This window comes from Acinetobacter sp. PK01 (assembly GCF_022819285.1).
Classification (GTDB): domain Bacteria; phylum Pseudomonadota; class Gammaproteobacteria; order Pseudomonadales; family Moraxellaceae; genus Acinetobacter; species Acinetobacter tandoii.
Genome location: NZ_CP094643.1, coordinates 807852 through 828361 on the forward strand (window position 1 = coordinate 807852; position 20510 = coordinate 828361).

A 20510-nucleotide genomic window follows, 5' to 3' on the forward strand; every position below is an offset into this window, starting at 1 on the left:
TTGTGAGGAATAACAAGAATGCGTTTTGAAAAATTTACAAACCGCCTACAGCAAGCCCTTTCTGATGCTCAATCTTTGGCAATGGGGAAAGATCATACCTCCATTGACGGCATTCATGTGCTATCGACTTTATTAGAAGAAGCTTCGAATGCCAGTATTTTGCAACAGGCGGGGGCAAATCTGCGTGAATTGCAAACCAAGTTGCAACAAGCATTGAAAGATGCACCTACGCTCGCTAACCCGACCGGTGAAATTAACCTTAGCCCAGAATCAGTTAAAGCGCTGAATTTGGCAGATAGTTACGCCCAAAAAGCTGGAGATGAGTTTCTATCTACTGATTGGGTGTTAATAGGTTTAGCGGAAGTTGGCGCAACCAAGTCTTTATTAAATAGCGTAGGTGTAACTAGTGATAGCCTACGTAAAGTGGTTAATAAAATTCGAGGGGATGAAAAGGTCATGAGTAATAATCATGAAGATCAACGTGACTCATTGAATAAATACACGATAGACCTGACTGAACGAGCCTTAGCAGGCAAACTTGATCCTGTTATTGGGCGTGATGATGAAATTCGTCGTACGATTCAGGTGTTGTCTCGTCGTACCAAAAACAACCCTGTACTGATTGGTGAACCAGGGGTAGGTAAAACGGCGATTGTTGAAGGTTTGGCACAGCGTATAGTGAATGGTGAAGTACCTGAAAGTTTGAAAGGTAAACGTGTTCTCTCTTTAGACTTAGGCTCATTACTCGCAGGCGCGAAATATCGTGGTGAATTTGAGGAGCGCTTAAAAGCTGTTCTTAAAGATTTAGCCAAACATGAAGGTGACATTATCCTGTTTATTGATGAACTGCACACCCTTGTAGGTGCAGGGAAAGGTGATGGGGCAATGGATGCAGGGAATATGTTGAAACCTGCTTTGGCACGTGGTGAATTACGTTGTGTTGGTGCGACTACACTAGATGAATATCGTCAATACATTGAAAAAGATGCTGCACTAGAACGTCGTTTCCAAAAAGTTTTGGTAGATGAACCAAGTGTGGAAGATACCATTGCAATTTTACGTGGTCTAAAAGAGAAATATGCAACGCATCACGGTGTGCAGATTTTGGACTCTGCCATTATTGCTGCTGCAAAAATGTCGCATCGTTATATCACAGACCGTCAATTGCCAGATAAAGCGATTGATTTGATTGATGAAGCTGCATCACGTATCAAAATGGAACTGGACTCTAAGCCTGAAGCGCTGGATAAACTTGACCGTCGTCTCATTCAGTTAAAAATGCAGCTTGAAGCCGTGAAGAAAGATGAAGATGCAGGTGCGAAAGGCGAGATTAAGCATCTTGAAGAACAAATTGCAACGGTAGAGAAAGAATATAACGACCTTGAAGAAATCTGGCGTGCCGACAAAGCTTTAGTTGAAGGCAACAAAGATATTCAAATCAAGTTGGATCAGGCGCGTATTGCTTTAGAAAAGGCGCAGCGTGAAGGTGATTTGGCTGAAGCAGGTCGTCTGCAATACGGCGTGATTCCTGAGCTACAGAAGCAATTAGAGCGTATTGAGGTTGCTGAAGAAAACGAAGCACCCAAACTATTACGTAACAAAGTTACGGACAATGAAATTGCTGAAGTAGTAAGTGCTGCAACAGGTATTCCAGTCGCTAAAATGTTACAAGGTGAACGTGAAAAGCTGTTACAAATGGAAGAGTTCTTACATAACCGCGTAGTTGGACAAAATGAAGCTGTTGTAGCAGTATCGAATGCAGTTCGCCGTTCGAGAGCAGGTTTGTCTGATCCAAATCGTCCAAGTGGTTCGTTCTTGTTCCTTGGGCCAACAGGTGTGGGTAAAACTGAACTTACCAAGGCATTGGCAAACTTCTTGTTTGACAGTGATGATGCGATGATTCGTATCGATATGAGTGAGTTCATGGAAAAACACTCGGTGAGTCGTTTGGTTGGTGCGCCTCCGGGTTATGTTGGCTACGAAGAAGGTGGTGTATTGACTGAAGCTGTACGCCGTAAACCGTATAGTGTCGTGCTGTTTGATGAAGTTGAGAAAGCGCATCCTGATGTATTTAATATCTTGCTACAGGTGTTGGATGATGGTCGTCTCACGGATTCGCAAGGTCGTGTGGTTGACTTTAAGAATACAGTGATTGTGATGACTTCTAACCTTGGTTCACAAGATGTACGTGAATTGGGTGAGGGGGCTACGGATGATGAAGTGCGTGCAGTAGTGATGAGTGCAGTTTCTCAACACTTCCGTCCAGAGTTCATTAACCGTATTGATGAAGTCGTGATTTTCCATTCGTTGAAAAAAGCACAGATTCGAGGCATTGCGGATATTCAATTAGATCGTTTACGTAGCCGTTTAGCTGAACGTGACTTGAGTTTATCTGTTGAAGATACTGCCTTCGACTTATTGATTGATGCAGGTTTTGATCCAATTTATGGTGCACGCCCATTGAAACGTGCCATTCAGCAACAAATTGAAAATCCACTGGCTCAGAAAATTCTGGCTGGAGAGTTTCAAGCTGGAGATACCATCTTGGTCAAATCAGATCATCAACATTTGTTGTTTGATAAATTGAAATTAAGTTAACTTTAAGTCTAAAAAAACCAGCTTCGGCTGGTTTTTTTACATTACAAGACTTGTATTAATTTGATATTTTGGGTCATAAACTGACAATTAAACGCACAAAAGTGTGATAATAATCACCTATAAGTCCTTTATATGTAAAATAATTATCTTTATATGGTGTTTTTGATTATACTGCGCAAACATAAGAAACACACAATATGAGATATATTCATGTCGAAAATAAAATGGGGTGTTGGTGGCGTCGTTGCAGTTGCTACATTAGCGGTAGGTGGAAATTTATATGCAGATAAAAGCTTGCAAACTTATTATCAGCAAGAAGCGAAACAACCAAGTAAAAATCTAAGCTTGAACTATCAAAACTTCCAGATGGGGGCTTTGCAAGGCAGTGCCGACTGGACAGCTGAGTTGATTCTTGATCCATGTAAGCCAAAAGAAGTGATTAAACTTACAGGGCGCGATCAGATTAAACGTAGTTGGAATGGTTACCAAATTCAATCAGATGTTAAAGTTGTACAAGCAGATAGTGCCTTGAAATCTTTAGTGAATCAACCATTAAAGTTTAACACACATGTGAATTGGTTAGGGACAATGAAATCTACCTTGACCACCCCCGTGATTGTGCGAAATGAAGCCAAAATACAGACGCGTTTAGATCCAGTCACTTTGGAATATCGTGCGAAGCCTGTGAATGATCAATTGCAAATGCAGGACTTGAAATTAGACATTCCTAATTTGACTGTGATGGATGCAGAAACTCATTTTCAAATGACTGGTTTGAAAATTGAAACCAATCAAGGGTTGAATGGTAATTATCTGGAAGCAGGAAAAACGACGGTTCAAATGGATTTGCTGAAAATGGCAGATCGAGGTTTGAATAACCCAATAAGTGCTGAATTAAAAAATTATCGAGTTGAAGCAGAAAGTGATCTTACAGATCGCGTTTTAAATACAAAAATGGCGGTTCAAGTTGGTGAAATGAAAATGACATTTTCACCTGTCATGCAAAATGTGAAGTTTAACTTTAACGTACAGGACGTAAACCGTGCCAAACTCCAAGCGTTGTTCGACATTATTGAAAAGAGTGAGAATAGCTGTTTAGCCCAAGAGAAATTATTACAAGATTTGGAACCTGCTTTACTTGCAGTCATTAATGAAGGTTTTAAGTTCGATTCTAGTGATAATCAAATCAAGATTGGGACAGGTGAAGCTAAAGCCAGTCTAACAGGTCGTTTTATGCCAAGCCATCAAAAGACCTTAAAAGGCATGGTCGCTATGGTACCGAGTCTAGTTGAATATAAGGCCGATGTGCAATTTGATAAGAACATGGTCGCTTCAATCATGAATAGCATTCCGGGTAAGGCAGGTCTGTCAATGTCGGATCAAGATATTGAAACGATGCTCAGCAGTATGCAGCAATCAGGACAGCTAAAACGTGATGGTGATGTGATGAAAATGTCGATGGAATATAAATATGGCGAGAAGAAATTTTTAACAGAATGATTTTATAAAATATTTTAAAACTAAAGCTCTATCTTACTTTCGTGTGTATTAGGTGAGATAGAGTTTAATTGAGTTAGACTTAGAGATATTAATCAACATCAAGTTTTCTAGAGCAAGTAAATTCTTGAATTAAAGACCTGTAGGTTTATTGATAATATCTCAATGAGAAGATCAGCCTTCCCACTATGCTAGATGGGGAGGTTGAATAGATTTAGAACTTCATTACAAAAAACAGGGCTATTGGTACAGTGATCAATGCCAACATTGTACTCAACATCACGGATGTGGCTGCTTTTTCAGGATGAAGTCCTAACGTATTAGAAATAACAACAACATTACCAGCCATAGGTGTAGCAACCATTAGAGCCACAATTTGGAGTATTTGTTTATCTATAGGAATGATAAACATGAAAATCAAAATGCCAAAAACTGGATAAATAAGATGTTTCCAAGTCAAAGCCAATCCTGAGAAAAGCCAATCAATCTCAATTTTTGAAAATTTTGCAATTGTAATCCCAATGGTCATCATTCCCAAAACGCTATATGCACCTTTAAAATTCGCCAAGAAGGAAAGGAAGACTTCATCAAATTGAATATCGAGATATTTAAAAATCATTCCTAAAAATGCAGCATAAAGAATAGGCATTTTTATGACTTTTAAAATACTTTCTTTAATGTTCAGTGAGCCTTTAGCAGTAATCAAATAACCCACAGTAAATTCATATAGGTTAATACCAATGATAATAAAAATAGCCATGGCTATTTGTGTTTTATCAAAAATTGCAAGAATCAATGGCAATGCGAAATACCCTGTGTTACCTGTACCTGCTGCGAAGCCAAAGAGATTTACTCGGCTGTCTTTCCAAAAGCATCTTGCAAAGAGTAGCCCCGCTACAGCCATGAGCGATGCCACTAAAAATGCGCCTAAAGAAAATTTGAGGTAGGTCCAATTTGCTGGTGATTCGATAATTGAATAAAAAATTACGAATGGGGAAATAATATAAACAAGCAAGGTTGAAATATCTTTAGAATCTAATTTAAATTTCTTACCCACACCCCAGCCAATAATTGAGATTGTGATTAACAAGAAAACTCTGATTACAACTTCAAAAATCATTGAATAACCAACTATTGAATGTCCAAAACGGTTGCTGATGAGAATGTGTATGTGCCATAACATCCCTGTAACCAGCGGTTACCTTTAACTTCACTACGTCTATGTAAACAACGGAGGTTATTAAAAATGATGAGATCTCCAGCATTCCATGATTTCTGAATTTGGTTCTCAGAAACTATTGATTTCAGTTCATACAATGCTGATTCACTGTCTTCATCTGTTGCATTAAGGTCGTGTAATGCTGCTTTAATTTCGTAGTTCCCATCGACCAAGTCAAAAATTGAACTCTTTATTCGCTTATTCTGTACTTTAAATGTTTCTGGTGCTGTATGGACGAATCTTGACTCAGCCAACACACTTCTAGATTTATGACTTAATTTTTTAATTACATCCGAAATCTTTACCAAATTAGTAGCAGTTCGTTGTTCATCTACAAGGCACATTAATGACAGAGTATGTGGTCTAATATTTCGAGACAAATAAGCTCCCTCGGTATGAAAGTCAAACTCTGCAATACTTACAGGAGAAATGTGGATATTATTTTTTAAGTCCTTAGGTGTGATTTCATGTACGAATGCTCCTTTTTTTTCTTCTTTGTAAGCAAAAGGATTTAAACCACACGCTTTTGTAACCCCTAGTAGCACGAGTTCTGAGATATACCCTTTAATAGGGTCTTGCAGCACTGGATGGAGGTTGGCATAGCTGATCATCAATAGGTAAATTGCAAAACTCAAGTAATCCACCTCCTACTTTTAATTCATTAAGATGAATATCTCTCAAATTTAGATATTTTTGTGCTAATTTCGCACAATGTTCAATGAGTTCTGTCGAAAGGCATTCATTAATTTGGGGCAATAATTTTAATTCATTTTTCCAAGCATTAGCCAAATTCTTATCAATCTTAATTTGCATGTTTTACCTATTTCGGAATTCAATTCTTATAAAGTCTTTGGATGTGTACTATTTAAATAACCGAGAAAAATGTTGATATTTATTCTTTGGATTCTCCCTTGAATGTGAAAATATAATGAGAATGTGTTCTTAATTATCCTTCCTGTTCGTAATTAAATAATGTATTCATGCGTATTTTCAATTACATAGAGTTTTAAATATTCTCAATGAAATAATAAGAATAAAATCGGATTATTTACCAATCAGTAAAATATTATTTGTAACTGAAATAATTAATACAATTGAAGGTCTATATTTAAGATTTATTAATCAATTAAGTCATTGGCAAATTATTTAAAATACTAGGATTAGTTATGCATTTTTTGCATAGGTTTCTACTTTTTTTCATTATTAATTTTCTTTTAATTTGTTTAAATTCCATCCATTGTTTCTGAATCAAATAGGATTTGATTTTGATGAAATTAGATTAAAGCTATATTTTTCAATATCTTGCTTTGTCGTTTTTAAGGTTGTAAAAGGACATTTGATATGAATCAGAAAAAACTGCTGAAGTTTATTCTTATTGCCATGGTTTTAGGCATCGTTATTGGTTGCATCTTCCACTATTATTTAACACCTGTTCAAGCCGAAAATATTGCGTCATATTTCAAAATTTTAACCGATGTATTTTTAAGATTAATTAAAATGATCATCGCGCCATTGGTGTTTGCAACGATTGTTTCAGGCATTATCTCAATGGGTAAATCCTCAGCTTTAGGTAAAATCACCTTAAAGGCAATGAGTTGGTTTATTGGTGCATCATTCATCTCTCTTTTATTGGGTTTAGGACTCGCTAATTTTTTCCAAACAGGCGTTGGAATGAATTTACCTATTCCGACTGCTCCAGTCGATGTAGGGGTTAGCGCAACAAACCTCAGTTTGCAAACCTTCATTACTCATATATTTCCAAAAAGCTTTGCTGAAGCGATGGCGAATAATGAGATTCTTCAGATTCTTATCTTCTCTATATTTTTCGGTTCAGCGTTGGCTTACGTTAATCATCTGCAAAAAGATGGCTCTATCATCGGTAAGATCATTGATGAATTAAGCTTGGTAATGTTTAAGATTACTGATTACGTAATGACATTTGCCCCAATTGCTGTTTTTGCTGCTGTTGCAGGAGCAATTACTGTAAAAGGTCCAAAGATTATTCTTGATTATGGCTCGTTCATGGCTGAGTTTTATGCCAGCTTATTTATTCTTTGGGCAGTTATCATCACGGCTGGATTTATCTTTTTGAAAAAGGATGTGTTCAGATTGTTAAAAACAATCCGTGAACCAGTTGTTTTGGGTTTTGCTACAGCGAGTAGTGAGTCTGCATATCCAAAATTGATGGAATCTTTAGAGAAGTTTGGAGTTCCTAAGCGAATCACTAGTTTCGTTTTACCATTAGGTTATTCTTTCAACCTTGATGGTTCGATGATCTATATGACATTTGCCGTATTATTTATTGCACATGCATATAACATCGATCTTAGTCTTTCTCAACAGTTGTTAATGCTTTTGACTCTAATGATTACCAGTAAGGGTATTGCGGGTGTTTCTCGTGCTTCACTGGTTGTTATTGCTGCTACATTGTCTATGTTTAAACTTCCAGAAGCAGGGTTATTACTTATCCTTGCAGTTGATCACTTCCTTGATATGGGTCGCACAGCAACCAATATTATCGGTAATAGTGTGGCAACGGCTGTTATTGCTAAGACAACGAAGTTGGATGAAGAAGAAGTTCCAAGCCCGATTGTTGTAGATGCACCACAAAGTGAAAAGCTTTAGTATTGGTTGCTCACTAAAAAAAAGACCGCTTTAGCGGTCTTTTTTTTAACTGAAAGATTAGACTGGGTGATGCTGAATTTTCCAAGCGCGATGGATTTTTTGATTGCGCTTGAAGTCCGGCCCAATGGTTTCTTGAGTGATTTCTTGTACATTAAACATCGCTTCAATTTCTTCATCTAACTCAAAACCACGGTAATTGTTAGAGAAGTAAAGCGTTCCTTCCGTGGTTAAACGGTTCATGGCACGTTTCAGTAGAGACACGTGGTCACGTTGTACATCAAAGGTGCCGTAGAACTTCTTCGAATTCGAGAAGGTTGGTGGATCGATGAAAATCAAGTCATATTGTTCATGACCTTCTTTGAGCCATTCAAAACAGTCGCTAGCAAAGAACTGATGCTGTTCATCTGCATGATCGACAGTTAAACCATTTAAGACGAAGTTTTCTTTCGACCAGTTCAGATATGTATTCGACAAATCCACACTGGTGGTACTTGCTGCACCGCCTAAGGCAGCATGTAAGCTTGCTGTCGAGGTGTAGCTATACAAGTTTAGGAAGTGCTTACCACGCGCTTCTTTGGCAATACGTAAACGAATTTGACGGTGATCGAGGAACAGGCCTGTATCGAGATAATCCGTCATATTCACCAAAATTTTCGCTTGACCTTCTTGCACGATAAAACGTTTAGATGCTGTACTTTGCTTGGTGTACTGATTTTTACCTTCTTGACGTGCACGGGTCTTAATGAAGATTGCATCACGGTTTAAACCCGTCACTGCACGAATCGCAGCTAAAGCCAAGTTAAAACGCTTTTTGGCTTTTTCAGGATCAATGCTTTTTGGTGGCGCGTATTCTTGCACATGCAGACGGTCGCCATACAAGTCAACAGCTACATTAAAATCAGGTAAGTCGGCATCATATAAACGTAAACAGAAAATGCCTTCTTTTACTGCCCATTTTTTCAAGGTCTGCATGTTTTTCTGTAAGCGATTGGTAAAGTCTTCTGCACCTTCAATTGGGTCAAATTGCAGAGGTTGCCAAGTTTCAAGGAATGGCTTCACTACGGTTGCAGGCTTGATCTTGCCTAAGCGGACGTAGATTGGCAATTTACCATTCATCAAACGCATGGTTTGCGGATCACTAAATGCCATCACGTCCGCTTGTTCAACGGCTGCTGCGATCACAGCGGCAGTTTGATTCGGGAAGTTTTTTTGTAATAACGCAGATAGACCCAAATACAATGCACGGTTCGATGCTTTATCGCCTAAACGCTCACCATAAGGAGGGTTGGTGACGATAAAGGCCGTTTTATTGCCGACTTCAAAATCTGGCCAGTCAGAAAGGGTGCGTTCTTCAATCTGAATTTGCTCGAGCAGACTCTCAAAACCCGCAGCAATAATATTTTGTTTAGTTGCCTTTACTGCTTCCCAGTCTGCATCAAAAGCATAAAACTTTGGTAAAGGTTGAGCCAGACCTTGTTGATGACGTTCAGCAGCTTCCGCTTTAATGGACATCCATAACTCATGGTTATGACCATTCCAACCATTAAAACCAAAACGACGCACTAAACCAGGGGCACGGTCAGTTAACAACATTAAAGATTCAATAATGAAAGTACCCGAACCACACATTGGATCCAAGATAATGTCTGGACGTAATTGTTGAAGTTTGGCTTTTTGCAAAATTGCAGCCGCCAAGTTTTCTTTGATTGGGGCATCCGTCATATAACGACGATAACCACGTTTATGTAAAGAATCGCCTGATAAGTCTAAGCAATAAGTATGTTCAGTTTTACCTGCAAGGACGTATAGAGTAATTTCAGGTTGCTTGGTATCAATGCTTGGTCGACGACCAACAGCTTCCATGAATGAGTCCACTACACCATCTTTAACACGTAAAGTCGCGAATTGGCTGTTCACCATAATTTCGCGTTCAACGTGCAAACGGATAGCAAAAGTACTTTGTGGTGCAAAAATAAGTGACCAGTCAAAGCTGATCGCACCTTCATACAGTTCTTCAGCAACATCACGTGCATCATGGCTGCGTTCAAGTTCATGGGTATGAATAGGGAGCAGAACACGTGAAGCCAAACGTGACCACATGCAAATACGATAGGCTTGTTCTAGCGTGCCTTTAAAAACTAAACGCCCTGGAAAGCGTTCAATTTGTTCGATGCCTAGACCTTGTAATTCTTCTTGGAGTAAGGTTTCTAGCCCATCTGCACATGTGACCCAATAGTTGCTTAAACGGGAAGAGCTATTCATAAATTAGATAGACCAAGATTTAAAAAAATACTTGGCAAAGTTTAACTGATTTTGGCTTTGAAAGCTTTTTAAATTGCATGTTTGCATAAGCAGATCATAAAAAAATGCACTTTTACCGACTTGGTTCTCAAAATTGGTATGTATTTTGCTAAGTTAAGTACATTAAATGGCGATGTGCATTTAAAATTTCACTTTATTTGCGCAATCTGCTGTGAAGTCATTATTCGTATTAAATTCAATAAAACTGGGGGATTGAAAAAGATGTCTAATCATGGATTCGTTGCTCATCCTGAGGCTTTTTCCGCTGCAACTTTAATTTATACGCGTTTGCGTCGTGTGTCGGGGCGTGTCATTGATGCGATGTACCTCGCTGAAAATAAGGATTATGCCCGTCATGTGGTCGATTTGGCTTTGGCAACAGGAGATACAGAGTTAGTTCGTCAGGCTGAACGCTTAAGAAGTTTCATGGATTTGGATACAGTGATTGAACCAGAGGTAGTGGCTGAAACCGTAGTTGAGCCGACACAGTATCGTGAGGATGAAGTGACCGAGGAAGAAATTTATCGTGCACAGGTGCATCATCACTATATTGGTGCATTACGCTAAATCTTGTTGCAGATTAGTTTACTTATCATCTTGTTTAAGCCAATCACCTTAAAACTCAAATTTATGGTGATTGGTAGAATCAGTGTTGAGTGGTAAATTTTGTTTAAATTATCTTATTGAAATAATGCATAGGAAAATAAGAAGTCATTTTAAATATCGTCAAATTTTCTGTTGAGTGCCGAAAACTTCATCTGCCAAATTGGGGGAATCTCTGTATAATACGTTAACTTAACGTATAAGGAATCTCTCATGCACTTGGCGGAATTGCATACTCCGAGTCAGATTCAACTCAATAAAGAAGGAAATTTAAAGCATTTCCTGACCATCGAAGGGCTATCGAAAGCCACACTCACGAAAATATTGGACACGGCGCAGTCCTTTTTTAATGACCAAAATCAGTTGATTACTAACAACCTGCTTGAAGGTCGTACGGTGATGAACCTGTTTTTTGAAAACTCAACTCGTACTCGTACAACATTTGAAGCGGCAGCGAAGCGTTTATCTGCAAATGTATTGAATATTGATATTGCGCGCTCAAGTACGTCCAAAGGTGAAACCTTACGCGACACGCTTTGGAATTTAGAAGCGATGGCGGCAGACATCTTTGTGGTGCGTCATTCATCTTCTGGTGCAGCACATTTCATTGCTCAGACAGTTTGTCCGCATGTCGCAATTATCAACGCGGGGGACGGACGTCATGCGCATCCAACCCAAGCCATGTTAGACATGTTAACCATTCGCCGTGAAACCAAAAAGCCATTTGAAAAACTAAGTGTGGCGATTATTGGTGATATTAAACATTCGCGTGTGGCGCGTTCAGATATTGCTGCTTTACAGACTTTAGGTTGTAAAGATATTCGTGTGATTGCTCCAAATACATTATTACCGTATGGCTTTGAAGAATATGGTGCAGGTGTTCGTCTATTTAATAAAATGGATGAAGGTGTGAAGGATTGTGATGTGATCATTACCCTGCGTATTCAAAATGAACGTATTGATTCACCCGCATTATCTTCGCAGTCTGAATTTTACAAAATGTTTGGTTTGAACAAAGAACGTTTAGCATTGGCGAAACCTGATTGTATCGTGATGCATCCTGGTCCAATGAACCGCGGTGTTGAAATTGATTCAAGTATTGCAGATGGTCCGCAATCGGTAATCTTAAATCAGGTCACCAACGGTATTGCGGTACGTATGGCTGTTTTAGCCTTATCAATGCAAGGCCAATTACAAGAACAAGGTCTATTAGAAGCGATTGCGGGATAAGAGAAAGTCATGAGTATTGTAAAAATTGAAAATGTCCGTGTCTTAGACCCAATTCAGCAAAGCGACTCGGTGCAAACAGTTTATTTAGAACAGGGTAAATTGGTTTCCGCTACAGATGAAGTTGAAGTTACCTTAGATGGTCAAGGCAAATGGTTAATGCCAACCATGGTCGATTTGTGTGCGCGTTTACGTGAACCAGGTCAGCAGCAGCATGGTACGCTCAAGTCTGAAGGTAAGGCTGCACGTGAGAATGGGATTCTGCATGTGTTTACGCCACCAGATTCAAAGCCAATTGTGCAAGATAATGGTGCTTTGATTCATGGTCTGGTTGAAAAAGCCATGTTAGATGGTGGTATTTACCTTCAGGTGATTGGTGCGCAAACCCAAGGTTTAAAAGGTCAACAACCTGCGAACATGGCAGCTTTGAAAAAAGGTGGTTGTACCGCAGTTTCAAATGCCAATGCACCTTTTGCGAATGATGATGTGGTCATTCGTACATTGGAATATGCAGCAGGTCTTGGTTTAACTGTTGTGTTCTATGCAGAAGAACCACAAATTGCAAAAGATGGCTGTGTGCACGAAGGTTTTATTGCCTCACGTCAAGGTTTGCCAATGATTCCAGCTTTGGCTGAAACGGTAGCGATTGCTAAGTATTTACTCATGATTGAAGCAACAGGTGTAAATGCACACTTTAGCTTGCTGTCATGTGGTGCTTCGGTGGAGTTAATCAAGATTGCCAAAGAAAAAGGCTTACCCGTAACCGCTGATGTGGCGATGCATCAACTACACTTAACAGATCGTTTGATTGACGGTTTTAATGCATTGGCACATGTGCGCCCGCCATTACGTTCTGATAAAGATCAAGAGCGTTTACGCCAAGGTGTAAAAGATGGTGTAATCGATGCAATTTGTACTCATCATGAACCATTGAGCAGCTCAGCAAAAATGGCACCATTTGCAGAAACTGAACCAGGTTTTACTGCATTTGATACTTATGTTTCGTTAGGTGTGCAATTGGTCAAAGAAGGTTTATTTACGCCTTTAGAATGGGTAGATAAAGTTACTCTAGCACCTGCCAAAGTTGCGAATATGCAAGAGCGTTGGGAACAAGAAGCGGGATGGGTATTGGTTGACCCAGAAATACAGTGGACTTTAACCAAAGAAAGTATTCTTTCACAAGGTAAAAATACCCCATTAATCAATCAGACTTTAACAGGAAAAGTACTGCAAACTTTTCATGCTTAATTTTTGACTGTTATAAAAGCCAGCAATCGCTGGCTTTTTTATGCCTAAAAATTTGAGATAGATCAAAGGGTGTATAAAATACAATAATTTACACTGTATAAAAATTGAACATATAAACTAACTTAATAAAACAACAAAAGAATAAGAGGGCAGGAAATGCTGACCAATATCATTGAATTACTACAGCAACAAGTTACGCCTATTGTTTTGCAATCTGAGACAGAGCATTTGCTGGAAAAGAGACATGCATTAGATAATTTTTATCCCATTTTACTCAGTTTATTAAAAGAAAAACCAGATTATATTACCGAGTTACAGAACCATCTTAATCCCAGATTGAGTGATCTTTTTAAGGCGCATCAATCGCTCAAAGAAAAATTTATTGAAGCAATTGGTGCGACAGCACCACCATCTGAAATTGAAGAAACATTGAATCATGCGATAGCACCGACATTGGGGGTTTTAGAGACACAGGCGGGTTCAAGTGACCAGCATGCCATAGAGCATTTTTTACTTAATCACAATACGGATATTGCAGTAGCTTTACCTTTGTGGGCTAAACCATTACTTGCCGCACTAGGTGTGAATACACTAGTTGGTCAAACTCTACATCAAAGCCCAAGTAATGCTTCTTATATTGGTACAAAGAGACAAAACCGTTGGTGGATACCTGTTTTATTTATTGTCGCATTGGGGTTGATCAGTGCGTTGCTTTTTAAAATGTGCAGCCGAGTTGAACAGCCTACGACTGTGGAAGACAGTTCAAATGTTGCCAGTCAACCAGCAAAATTTCAGCTAACCACTGGACAAGAAGGAATGTTGGTGACCTGTCAGATCTTCACATCAAACAAGTCGTATATTGATATTTTACAAGCAGAAGTGAAACAGATATTTGCACATCCCGTTGGATGTGGTGTTGATGACAACAATCAATTACACGAAAACTTTATCGATCAGGATGCAATACCTAGTGTCTTGAAAATTATCAAAGGAACGCCAAATGTATCAATTACTTGGTTGGGTGATCAATTGTCGATCCAAACCGAAAGTAATACAACTGCAACTGAGTTAGCCCAAAAAATTCGACCATTAGTGAAAAATATGCAAATAGTGATGCAGCAACCTATAGATGTAAACCAAGTGGTTGGCAGTAGTGTGAGCGATGCTGAAAAAGCATTGGCGAGTTTAAATCCAGAGCATATACGTGCCTTAGACGTGGCGACGGCACTGAATTTACAAATCATCAATTTTGAACCTTATTCAAGTGAAATTCCTGAAATTAATAAATCGATTTTAGATCAAGCGGCTGCATTAATTCGGCGTGCACCGCAAGTTAATCTGGTGATAGAAGGGCATACGGATAACGTAGGTACGGCACAAGACAATAAAGAGCTGTCAGTGAAACGTGCTCAAGCGGTTATGAATTATTTAATTAAACAAGGTGTTGATCCTGCAAAATTGCAAGCTGTGGGCATGGGTGCTGAAAAACCTATTGCAGACAATAGTACGCCAGAGGGACAGTTTAAGAATCGTAGAATTGAATTTACTGTGCTCAATACTGAAACAGGTAAAGCACGTCAAGTGAACGAGCAAGGTATAAACACTGAAGGTTATTAAGACTAGAATCTAATAGGGACAGAGCATATCTTATTCATGGTTATGCTCTTAACTTTGTATATGGTGCTGCTTAGAAAAAATATAGAAAAGTTTTGTAAATCCAATGCTTTGGTTAAGCGAATATTAAGAATATTGGTCTAAAATAAGGATTTATGCAGTATCAATAAAAATCAAGACGAGAGCATTGATGAGAAGATCTATACATCTAGAGAAGCATAATTTAGAAAAAACGGGTTGGTTACGTGCGGCAGTTTTGGGGGCGAATGATGGCATAATTTCAGTCACCAGTCTGGTAATTGGTATTGTGGCAAGTGGTGCAGGGCAACAAACCATTCTGATTACTTGCTTAGCAGGATTGATTTCGGGTGCCATCTCCATGGCTGCGGGGGAGTATATTTCGGTTAAGTCGCAAGCTGATATTGAAGAAGCTGATCTAGCATTAGAGAAACGTGAATTAGAAAATAATCCAGAACAAGAATTAAGAGAATTAACCCAAATTTATATTCATCGTGGTTTAGATGAAAAGTTAGCACATGAGGTGGCAATTCAGTTAACAGCCCATGATTCTTTGGGAGCACATGCCCGCGATGAAATTGGCATTGTTGAAATGACTGCAGCAAAACCAGTGCAAGCCGCTTTGTCTTCGGCTTTATCATTTTCGGTTGGGGCAGCCATTCCGTTGTTGGCTGTGCTTATCGCACCACAACATTATTTAGCCAGTGCGATTGTGATTGTTTCTATTTTTGCTTTAGTCGGTTTGGGTGCATTAGCAAGCTATACTGCAGGATCATCCATTTGGAAAGGGGCTTTAAGAGTGCTGTTTTGGGGATGCTTCGCCATGCTCATTACCAGTGCCATTGGGTCATTGTTTAATGTAAACGTCACATAACGAATAAAGTCTATAATATGAGTTTACTTTCCGACGAAATGCAATTCAAGCTTGAGTAAATTATTTGCCATTCGATAAAAATATGATAATTATAATGCAATGTATCTAATCATCTTGATACATCGATGTTTCAGGACCGAAACAAGCGCGAGACAGAAAAAAATTAAACAAGGAGTTTAAAATGTTTCAATTACTCAGAAAGTTACTTTGTTTCCACATTTATGAATATGAACAAATGCAGGAAATAGGTGAGCATCTGGAATGTAGAAAATGTGGTGAGAACAAAACCTCCTAGTCTTGGAATTGTTCTAACTAAATCCGAAGTGAGTTAATCATTTCGGATTTTGTACATTTGGCATTAGTCAAATTGATCTGTTTCTTTTTCATCAAATTTATTCTCTCATCCCTTAAAGCCATTACAATGTTTTCATCTTGTATTAATCAATTCACTATGTCTAAAGATTTTCAAAAACAAACGTATATTGTAGATGACCAACTTGCGGATACACTGACATGGTTGTGCCATCATCAAGACTGTTATGAACGTTTCGAATATGATGCAGTAGCCGAACAGTTAACGGTTTTCCACGCCAACGGTGCCGATATTATTCGAAAAGGGGATTATCTCACTGCGCAATACGGCATTTTGATTACTGCGCATAATTTTGCAGGTTAAGCTGCTGATCATTGATTCAGTGAATATAAAAATCTTAAATCAAATTCAAATAAAAAAGCCAATTCATAGAACTGGCTTTTTTATTGAGCTTAAGAACTAGAAGTTCTATTAGCCTGCCATAGCATCTACTGAAAGTTCAGAAACAGTTGGTTTTGCTTTTTCAGCAACTAAGCCTAATTTATTAAATAACTGCTTGTCGCGACCTTCACCAGCATTTGGTGTTGTCAGCAATTTTTCACCAGAGAACAGTGAGTTTGCACCTGCCATAAATGCCAATGCTTGGTCTGAATCAGACAAAGATTCACGACCTGCAGAAAGACGAATATAGCTTTTTGGCATAATGATACGTGCAACAGCAATGGTACGAATCCATTCAGTCACATCGAGCTTTTCTACATCTGCCAATGGCGTGCCTTCAATTGGAACAAGCATGTTAATTGGCACAGATTCTGGATGAATAGGTAGTGTTGCAAGTTCAAGTAATAGCCCAATACGATCAGCAGTGTCTTCACCCAAACCCACAATACCACCACTACACACTTTCATGCCTGCACCACGTACATATTCAAGCGTATTTAAACGATCATCGAAAGTACGGGTACTGATAATATTTGAATAATACTCACGCGAAGTATCAAGGTTGTGGTTATAGTAATCTAAACCTGCATCTTTTAAGCGTTCAGCCTGAGACTGGTTTAACATGCCTAAGGTCATGCAAGTTTCCAAACCTAAAGCTTTTACTTCACGAACCATTTCAAGCACATAAGGCATATCGCGTTCGTGCGGGTTACGCCATGCAGCACCCATACAGAAGCGAGAAGAACCTGACTCTAATGCTTCTTTGGCTTCGCTAATAACCTTTTCTACTGCAATACGCTTTTCTGCTTCTAGTTTTGAATCATAACGAGCAGATTGAGAGCAGTATTTGCAATCTTCAGGGCATTTGCCTGTTTTAATTGATAATAAAGTGCTGACTTGAATGGTATTGGCATCGAAATGCTCACGATGAACTTTCTGAGCTTGGAAAACCAAGTCTAAAAAAGGTTGTTCGTATAAAGCTTGAATTTCTTCACGCGTCCAATCATTACGTACAGTCATTCTAGGAAGTCCATCATCTGTATTCTTTATTGGCTTTTATCATACAGATTTCGTGCCAAAACCAAAGGCAAAAAAAACCAAAACTTATAGTATCTGACGATTAAAATATGGCGATGTAATGAATGATTAGATAGAAGATTTAGTCACAAAGTCGGCTATTTTTAGTGAGTATTCCATGCAAAGTTTTTGTTTGATCCAATAAATTTTGTGCCAAACACGTGACTATCCTTTTTATAAAACAATAACTTTGCAAAGAACTGTAAATATAACAGTTTTATGTTGACGGCAGATTCATGATTTTAAACTGATTGTGATTTAATCAATTGTTCCTGAATGGCCCAATCAATATGGACTTGCACAATATCATCATGCAAGTGACGAGTTTCATGCAAAGTTTGTAGAATTAAGCTAGAAAATAGTGCATTTCCCAAACCAATTGCAATATTACGCATAAAACTTTGATAGCCTGTGCGCCGTATTGGGCTGCCTTCGGTATTGCTTAAAAAAGTTGCTTCATCCCAGTGCCATAAATCTAATAAAGTGACCCGATCTAGATCATGGCGTGGATTAAAATCTTCAATACTGGCTTTTTGCGCAAAACTGTTCCAAGGGCAAATCAGTTGACAGTCATCACAACCAAAAACCCGATTGCCGATTCCACGTCGGAGTTCTTCTGGAATAATGCCTTTATATTCAATGGTCAAATAAGCAATACATTTACGTGCATCAAGCATATAGGGTTCTACAATGGCTTGTGTCGGGCAGATATCAATACAAGCTGTACAGGAGCCACAATGCTTTGTGGTTGGACCATCAAAAGGTAAATCAAGAGAAGTAAACAATTCCCCTAAAACAAAAAATGAACCTGATTTTTTATGAATGAGTAAAGTATGTTTGCCTGTCCAACCCATCCCTGCATTTTCTGCCAAAGACTTTTCAAAAATGGGTGCAGAATCTGCAAAAGGACGGGATTCAAAATCTCCCACACGTTCCCGAATTCGTGTTGCCAATGTTTTTAGACGGCCACGCATAATTTTATGATAATCCCGCCCACGTGCATAACGCGCAATAATGGCGGCATTCGGCTCATTGGGAACGTAACGTGGTTTGGGGGTTTCGACCAAATAGTTCATCCGAACACAAATAATGCTTCGTGTGCCTGGAACCAGTAGGGTGGGGTCAGCACGCTTGTCCAAGTTTTCCTCAAGATAAGTCATATCTGCATGATAACCACGCTTTAAATATTCTTTAAAACGTTCTAATTCTGCTTGAGCATCTGGTTTGGCAATGACACAATCAGCAAAACCCAAGTCCAAAGCCTGCGTTTTGATCCATGTTTTTAGCTCTTGAAGATCAAGCTGTTGTAGTGAGATATTTGAGGAAGAAGAGGTCGAAGCCATAAACCAATAATAGGGGAAATCATGCAACGTTCAGTTTACCATAGCAGCGAAATTCAAGCATGGGAGCAACGTTGGTTTGCTCAGCAAAATTCATCATTAGGTTTAATGCGGCAAGCCGCTTGGACAATTGTGCAACAGCTATTACCACAATTCGAACAAAAGCAGATTAAAAAAATAGCGGTATGGTGTGGGCAAGGCAATAATGCTGGGGATGGTTATTTTATTGCAGGCTACTTAAAGCAGGCTGGTTTTCAAGTCACTGCATTAACTACTGAACGTGGACCATCACCAGATTTACATCGAGCATATTTATTTGCCCAGTCGCAGAATGTGTCTTTTGTTGAAATCGAAACAGGATTTTCAGAATCTAAGGTACAACAACAATTTGAATATTTTGAATGTCATGTAGATGCCTTATTTGGAATAGGACTGAACCGTGAGTTGAGTCAAGATTGGCAAAGGATTATTCACTTATTCAATGCGCAAACTGGATTAAAAATTGCGATTGATATTCCGAGTGGCTTGCAGGGGGATACAGGTCAGGCTTTACCTTGTGCCATTCAAGCCGATCAAACCTTTACTTTACTGGGGTATAAAGCAGGCTTATTTACAGGGCAAGGTAAAGAGTTTGTAGGAAAATTACATTTACTCAGCCTTATTCCACCTGATGAGAAACTACACCCAATTGCTCAGTTATCGCCTAAGAATCTTACATTACCGCAACGGCAAGCCTTCGGACATAAAGGTAGTTATGGTCACGTACTGGTGGTGGGTGGTCATGCGGATATGGGTGGGGCAGTCATAATGGCGGCAGAAGCTGCTTTTCATGCGGGGGCTGGAAAAGTCAGTGTGGTCTGTCATGCCAAGCACCACTCATCAATTTTGGCACGTGCTCCAAATATGATGCTACGCGATATTAATGCTTTAAATTCTGAGGCAATTCAACAGTTATTAAGCCATGTCGATGCTGTTTGTTTTGGTATGGGGTTGGGGCGTGATGATTGGGCTGAGCAGATTTTTCAGCAATGGTTCGAACTACTCAATCAAAGTACACATTTAGAAGTGGTGTTGGATGCGGATGGACTTTGGTTTTTAGTGAAAGAAAAGCAAAAGTTGAATGATCATATCTATGCAACACCACATTCAGGCGAAGCTGCAACCTTATTGGGTTGTACGGTTAAAGAGATTGAACAAGACCGTATTGCCGCAATTCATCGATTACGTGCGACTTTTGCTGGGCAATGGGTACTCAAAGGTTCAGGTAGTTTGATTTTAGAGGATAAGTTGTATATTTGTACTCAAGGTAATGCGGGCATGGGAACTGGCGGCATGGGGGATGTGCTCGCGGGAATGGTGGCGAGTTTAAAAGCTCAATTTCATGATCAAATTGCCTTACATCAAATTGTCAGTTTACATGCTCAAGCTGGGGATGTATTGGCTGAATCGGGGATGCGTGGTTTACAGGCACATGATATGGGACGAGCAATTTATTCTGTTGTGAATGGAGGTTAA

Annotated in this window: 16 protein-coding genes; 10 read left to right on the forward strand and 6 right to left on the reverse strand. The window is 39.1% G+C overall.

Annotation, left to right across the window (positions count from 1 at the left end; all coding sequences use genetic code 11):
* Positions 1-18 precede the first annotated feature (18 nt).
* Both clpB and MP622_RS03920 read left to right on the forward strand, forming a co-directional pair.
* Positions 19-2598 carry an ATP-dependent chaperone ClpB gene (gene clpB / locus MP622_RS03915; RefSeq protein ID WP_151503927.1) on the forward strand — a complete coding sequence of 860 codons (2580 nt, stop codon included), beginning with the start codon at positions 19-21 and terminating at the stop codon, positions 2596-2598.
* Positions 2599-2808: 210 nt separating this feature from the next.
* The gene (locus tag MP622_RS03920; protein WP_243792635.1) at positions 2809-4098 is read left to right on the forward strand and encodes a DUF945 family protein; all 1290 of its coding nucleotides are present in this window, start codon (positions 2809-2811) and stop codon (positions 4096-4098) included.
* Positions 4099-4309: 211 nt separating this feature from the next.
* Here the strand turns inward: MP622_RS03920 and MP622_RS03925 are convergent, their stop codons facing one another.
* Genes MP622_RS03925 through MP622_RS03935 form a run of 3 tightly spaced genes read right to left on the reverse strand, consistent with a single transcriptional unit; the run spans position 4310 to position 6127 of the window.
* Positions 4310-5215, reverse strand: a complete 906-nt coding sequence (locus MP622_RS03925) for an AEC family transporter (RefSeq protein WP_243792637.1) — start codon at positions 5213-5215, stop codon at positions 4310-4312.
* A gap of 11 nt (positions 5216-5226) precedes the next feature.
* A complete protein-coding gene (locus tag MP622_RS03930; protein ID WP_243792639.1) occupies positions 5227-5949 on the reverse strand; it encodes a TauD/TfdA family dioxygenase in 723 nt (240 codons plus the stop codon).
* Positions 5879-6127, reverse strand: a complete 249-nt coding sequence (locus MP622_RS03935; RefSeq protein WP_243792641.1) for a hypothetical protein — start codon at positions 6125-6127, stop codon at positions 5879-5881. The genes MP622_RS03930 and MP622_RS03935 overlap by 71 nt, the downstream gene beginning before the upstream one ends.
* A gap of 528 nt (positions 6128-6655) precedes the next feature.
* Between MP622_RS03935 and MP622_RS03940 the strand changes: the two genes are divergently transcribed.
* Complete coding sequence (locus tag MP622_RS03940) at positions 6656-7939, forward strand: dicarboxylate/amino acid:cation symporter (protein WP_243792642.1); 1284 nt, start codon at positions 6656-6658, stop codon at positions 7937-7939.
* Between the two features lie 57 nt (positions 7940-7996).
* Here the strand turns inward: MP622_RS03940 and rlmKL are convergent, their stop codons facing one another.
* A complete protein-coding gene (gene rlmKL, locus MP622_RS03945; protein ID WP_243792644.1) occupies positions 7997-10201 on the reverse strand; it encodes a bifunctional 23S rRNA (guanine(2069)-N(7))-methyltransferase RlmK/23S rRNA (guanine(2445)-N(2))-methyltransferase RlmL in 2205 nt (734 codons plus the stop codon).
* A gap of 252 nt (positions 10202-10453) precedes the next feature.
* Between rlmKL and MP622_RS03950 the strand changes: the two genes are divergently transcribed.
* From MP622_RS03950 to MP622_RS03975, 6 genes are all read left to right on the forward strand, one after another.
* Positions 10454-10807 carry a hypothetical protein gene (locus MP622_RS03950; RefSeq protein ID WP_171492386.1) on the forward strand — a complete coding sequence of 118 codons (354 nt, stop codon included), beginning with the start codon at positions 10454-10456 and terminating at the stop codon, positions 10805-10807.
* 249 nt (positions 10808-11056) lie between these two features.
* Positions 11057-12073 carry an aspartate carbamoyltransferase catalytic subunit gene (locus MP622_RS03955; protein ID WP_243792646.1) on the forward strand — a complete coding sequence of 339 codons (1017 nt, stop codon included), beginning with the start codon at positions 11057-11059 and terminating at the stop codon, positions 12071-12073.
* Between the two features lie 9 nt (positions 12074-12082).
* The gene (locus tag MP622_RS03960) at positions 12083-13318 is read left to right on the forward strand and encodes a dihydroorotase (protein ID WP_243792648.1); all 1236 of its coding nucleotides are present in this window, start codon (positions 12083-12085) and stop codon (positions 13316-13318) included.
* 156 nt (positions 13319-13474) lie between these two features.
* Positions 13475-14935, forward strand: a complete 1461-nt coding sequence (locus MP622_RS03965; RefSeq protein WP_243792650.1) for an OmpA family protein — start codon at positions 13475-13477, stop codon at positions 14933-14935.
* A gap of 187 nt (positions 14936-15122) precedes the next feature.
* Positions 15123-15824 carry a VIT family protein gene (locus MP622_RS03970; protein ID WP_151503934.1) on the forward strand — a complete coding sequence of 234 codons (702 nt, stop codon included), beginning with the start codon at positions 15123-15125 and terminating at the stop codon, positions 15822-15824.
* 451 nt (positions 15825-16275) lie between these two features.
* On the forward strand, positions 16276-16500 hold the full coding sequence (locus MP622_RS03975; protein ID WP_016166554.1) for a hypothetical protein: 225 nt from the start codon (positions 16276-16278) through the stop codon (positions 16498-16500).
* A gap of 108 nt (positions 16501-16608) precedes the next feature.
* Here MP622_RS03975 and bioB read toward each other — a convergent pair whose 3' ends face one another.
* Entirely contained in the window at positions 16609-17598 is a 990-nt protein-coding gene (gene bioB / locus MP622_RS03980) for a biotin synthase BioB (protein WP_243792651.1), read from the reverse strand.
* 299 nt (positions 17599-17897) lie between these two features.
* The gene (gene queG / locus MP622_RS03985) at positions 17898-18998 is read right to left on the reverse strand and encodes a tRNA epoxyqueuosine(34) reductase QueG (RefSeq protein ID WP_243792653.1); all 1101 of its coding nucleotides are present in this window, start codon (positions 18996-18998) and stop codon (positions 17898-17900) included.
* A 21-nt stretch (positions 18999-19019) separates the two neighbouring features.
* Here queG and MP622_RS03990 point away from each other — a divergent pair, with 21 nt between their 5' ends.
* The gene (locus tag MP622_RS03990) at positions 19020-20510 is read left to right on the forward strand and encodes an NAD(P)H-hydrate dehydratase (protein WP_243792655.1); all 1491 of its coding nucleotides are present in this window, start codon (positions 19020-19022) and stop codon (positions 20508-20510) included.

Bases quoted from the DNA above. Each gene is read 5' to 3' on its own strand.
- clpB (WP_151503927.1), top strand. From the start codon at position 19: ATGCGTTTTGAAAAATTTACAAACCGCCTACAGCAAGCCCTTTCTGAT.
- MP622_RS03920 (WP_243792635.1), top strand. From the start codon at position 2,809: ATGTCGAAAATAAAATGGGGTGTTGGTGGCGTCGTTGCAGTTGCTACA.
- MP622_RS03925 (WP_243792637.1), bottom strand. From the start codon at position 5,215: ATGATTTTTGAAGTTGTAATCAGAGTTTTCTTGTTAATCACAATCTCA.
- MP622_RS03935 (WP_243792641.1), bottom strand. From the start codon at position 6,127: ATGCAAATTAAGATTGATAAGAATTTGGCTAATGCTTGGAAAAATGAA.
- MP622_RS03940 (WP_243792642.1), top strand. From the start codon at position 6,656: ATGAATCAGAAAAAACTGCTGAAGTTTATTCTTATTGCCATGGTTTTA.
- rlmKL (WP_243792644.1), bottom strand. From the start codon at position 10,201: ATGAATAGCTCTTCCCGTTTAAGCAACTATTGGGTCACATGTGCAGAT.
- MP622_RS03955 (WP_243792646.1), top strand. From the start codon at position 11,057: ATGCACTTGGCGGAATTGCATACTCCGAGTCAGATTCAACTCAATAAA.
- MP622_RS03960 (WP_243792648.1), top strand. From the start codon at position 12,083: ATGAGTATTGTAAAAATTGAAAATGTCCGTGTCTTAGACCCAATTCAG.
- MP622_RS03965 (WP_243792650.1), top strand. From the start codon at position 13,475: ATGCTGACCAATATCATTGAATTACTACAGCAACAAGTTACGCCTATT.
- MP622_RS03970 (WP_151503934.1), top strand. From the start codon at position 15,123: ATGAGAAGATCTATACATCTAGAGAAGCATAATTTAGAAAAAACGGGT.
- MP622_RS03975 (WP_016166554.1), top strand. From the start codon at position 16,276: ATGTCTAAAGATTTTCAAAAACAAACGTATATTGTAGATGACCAACTT.
- bioB (WP_243792651.1), bottom strand. From the start codon at position 17,598: ATGACTGTACGTAATGATTGGACGCGTGAAGAAATTCAAGCTTTATAC.
- queG (WP_243792653.1), bottom strand. From the start codon at position 18,998: ATGGCTTCGACCTCTTCTTCCTCAAATATCTCACTACAACAGCTTGAT.
- MP622_RS03990 (WP_243792655.1), top strand. From the start codon at position 19,020: ATGCAACGTTCAGTTTACCATAGCAGCGAAATTCAAGCATGGGAGCAA.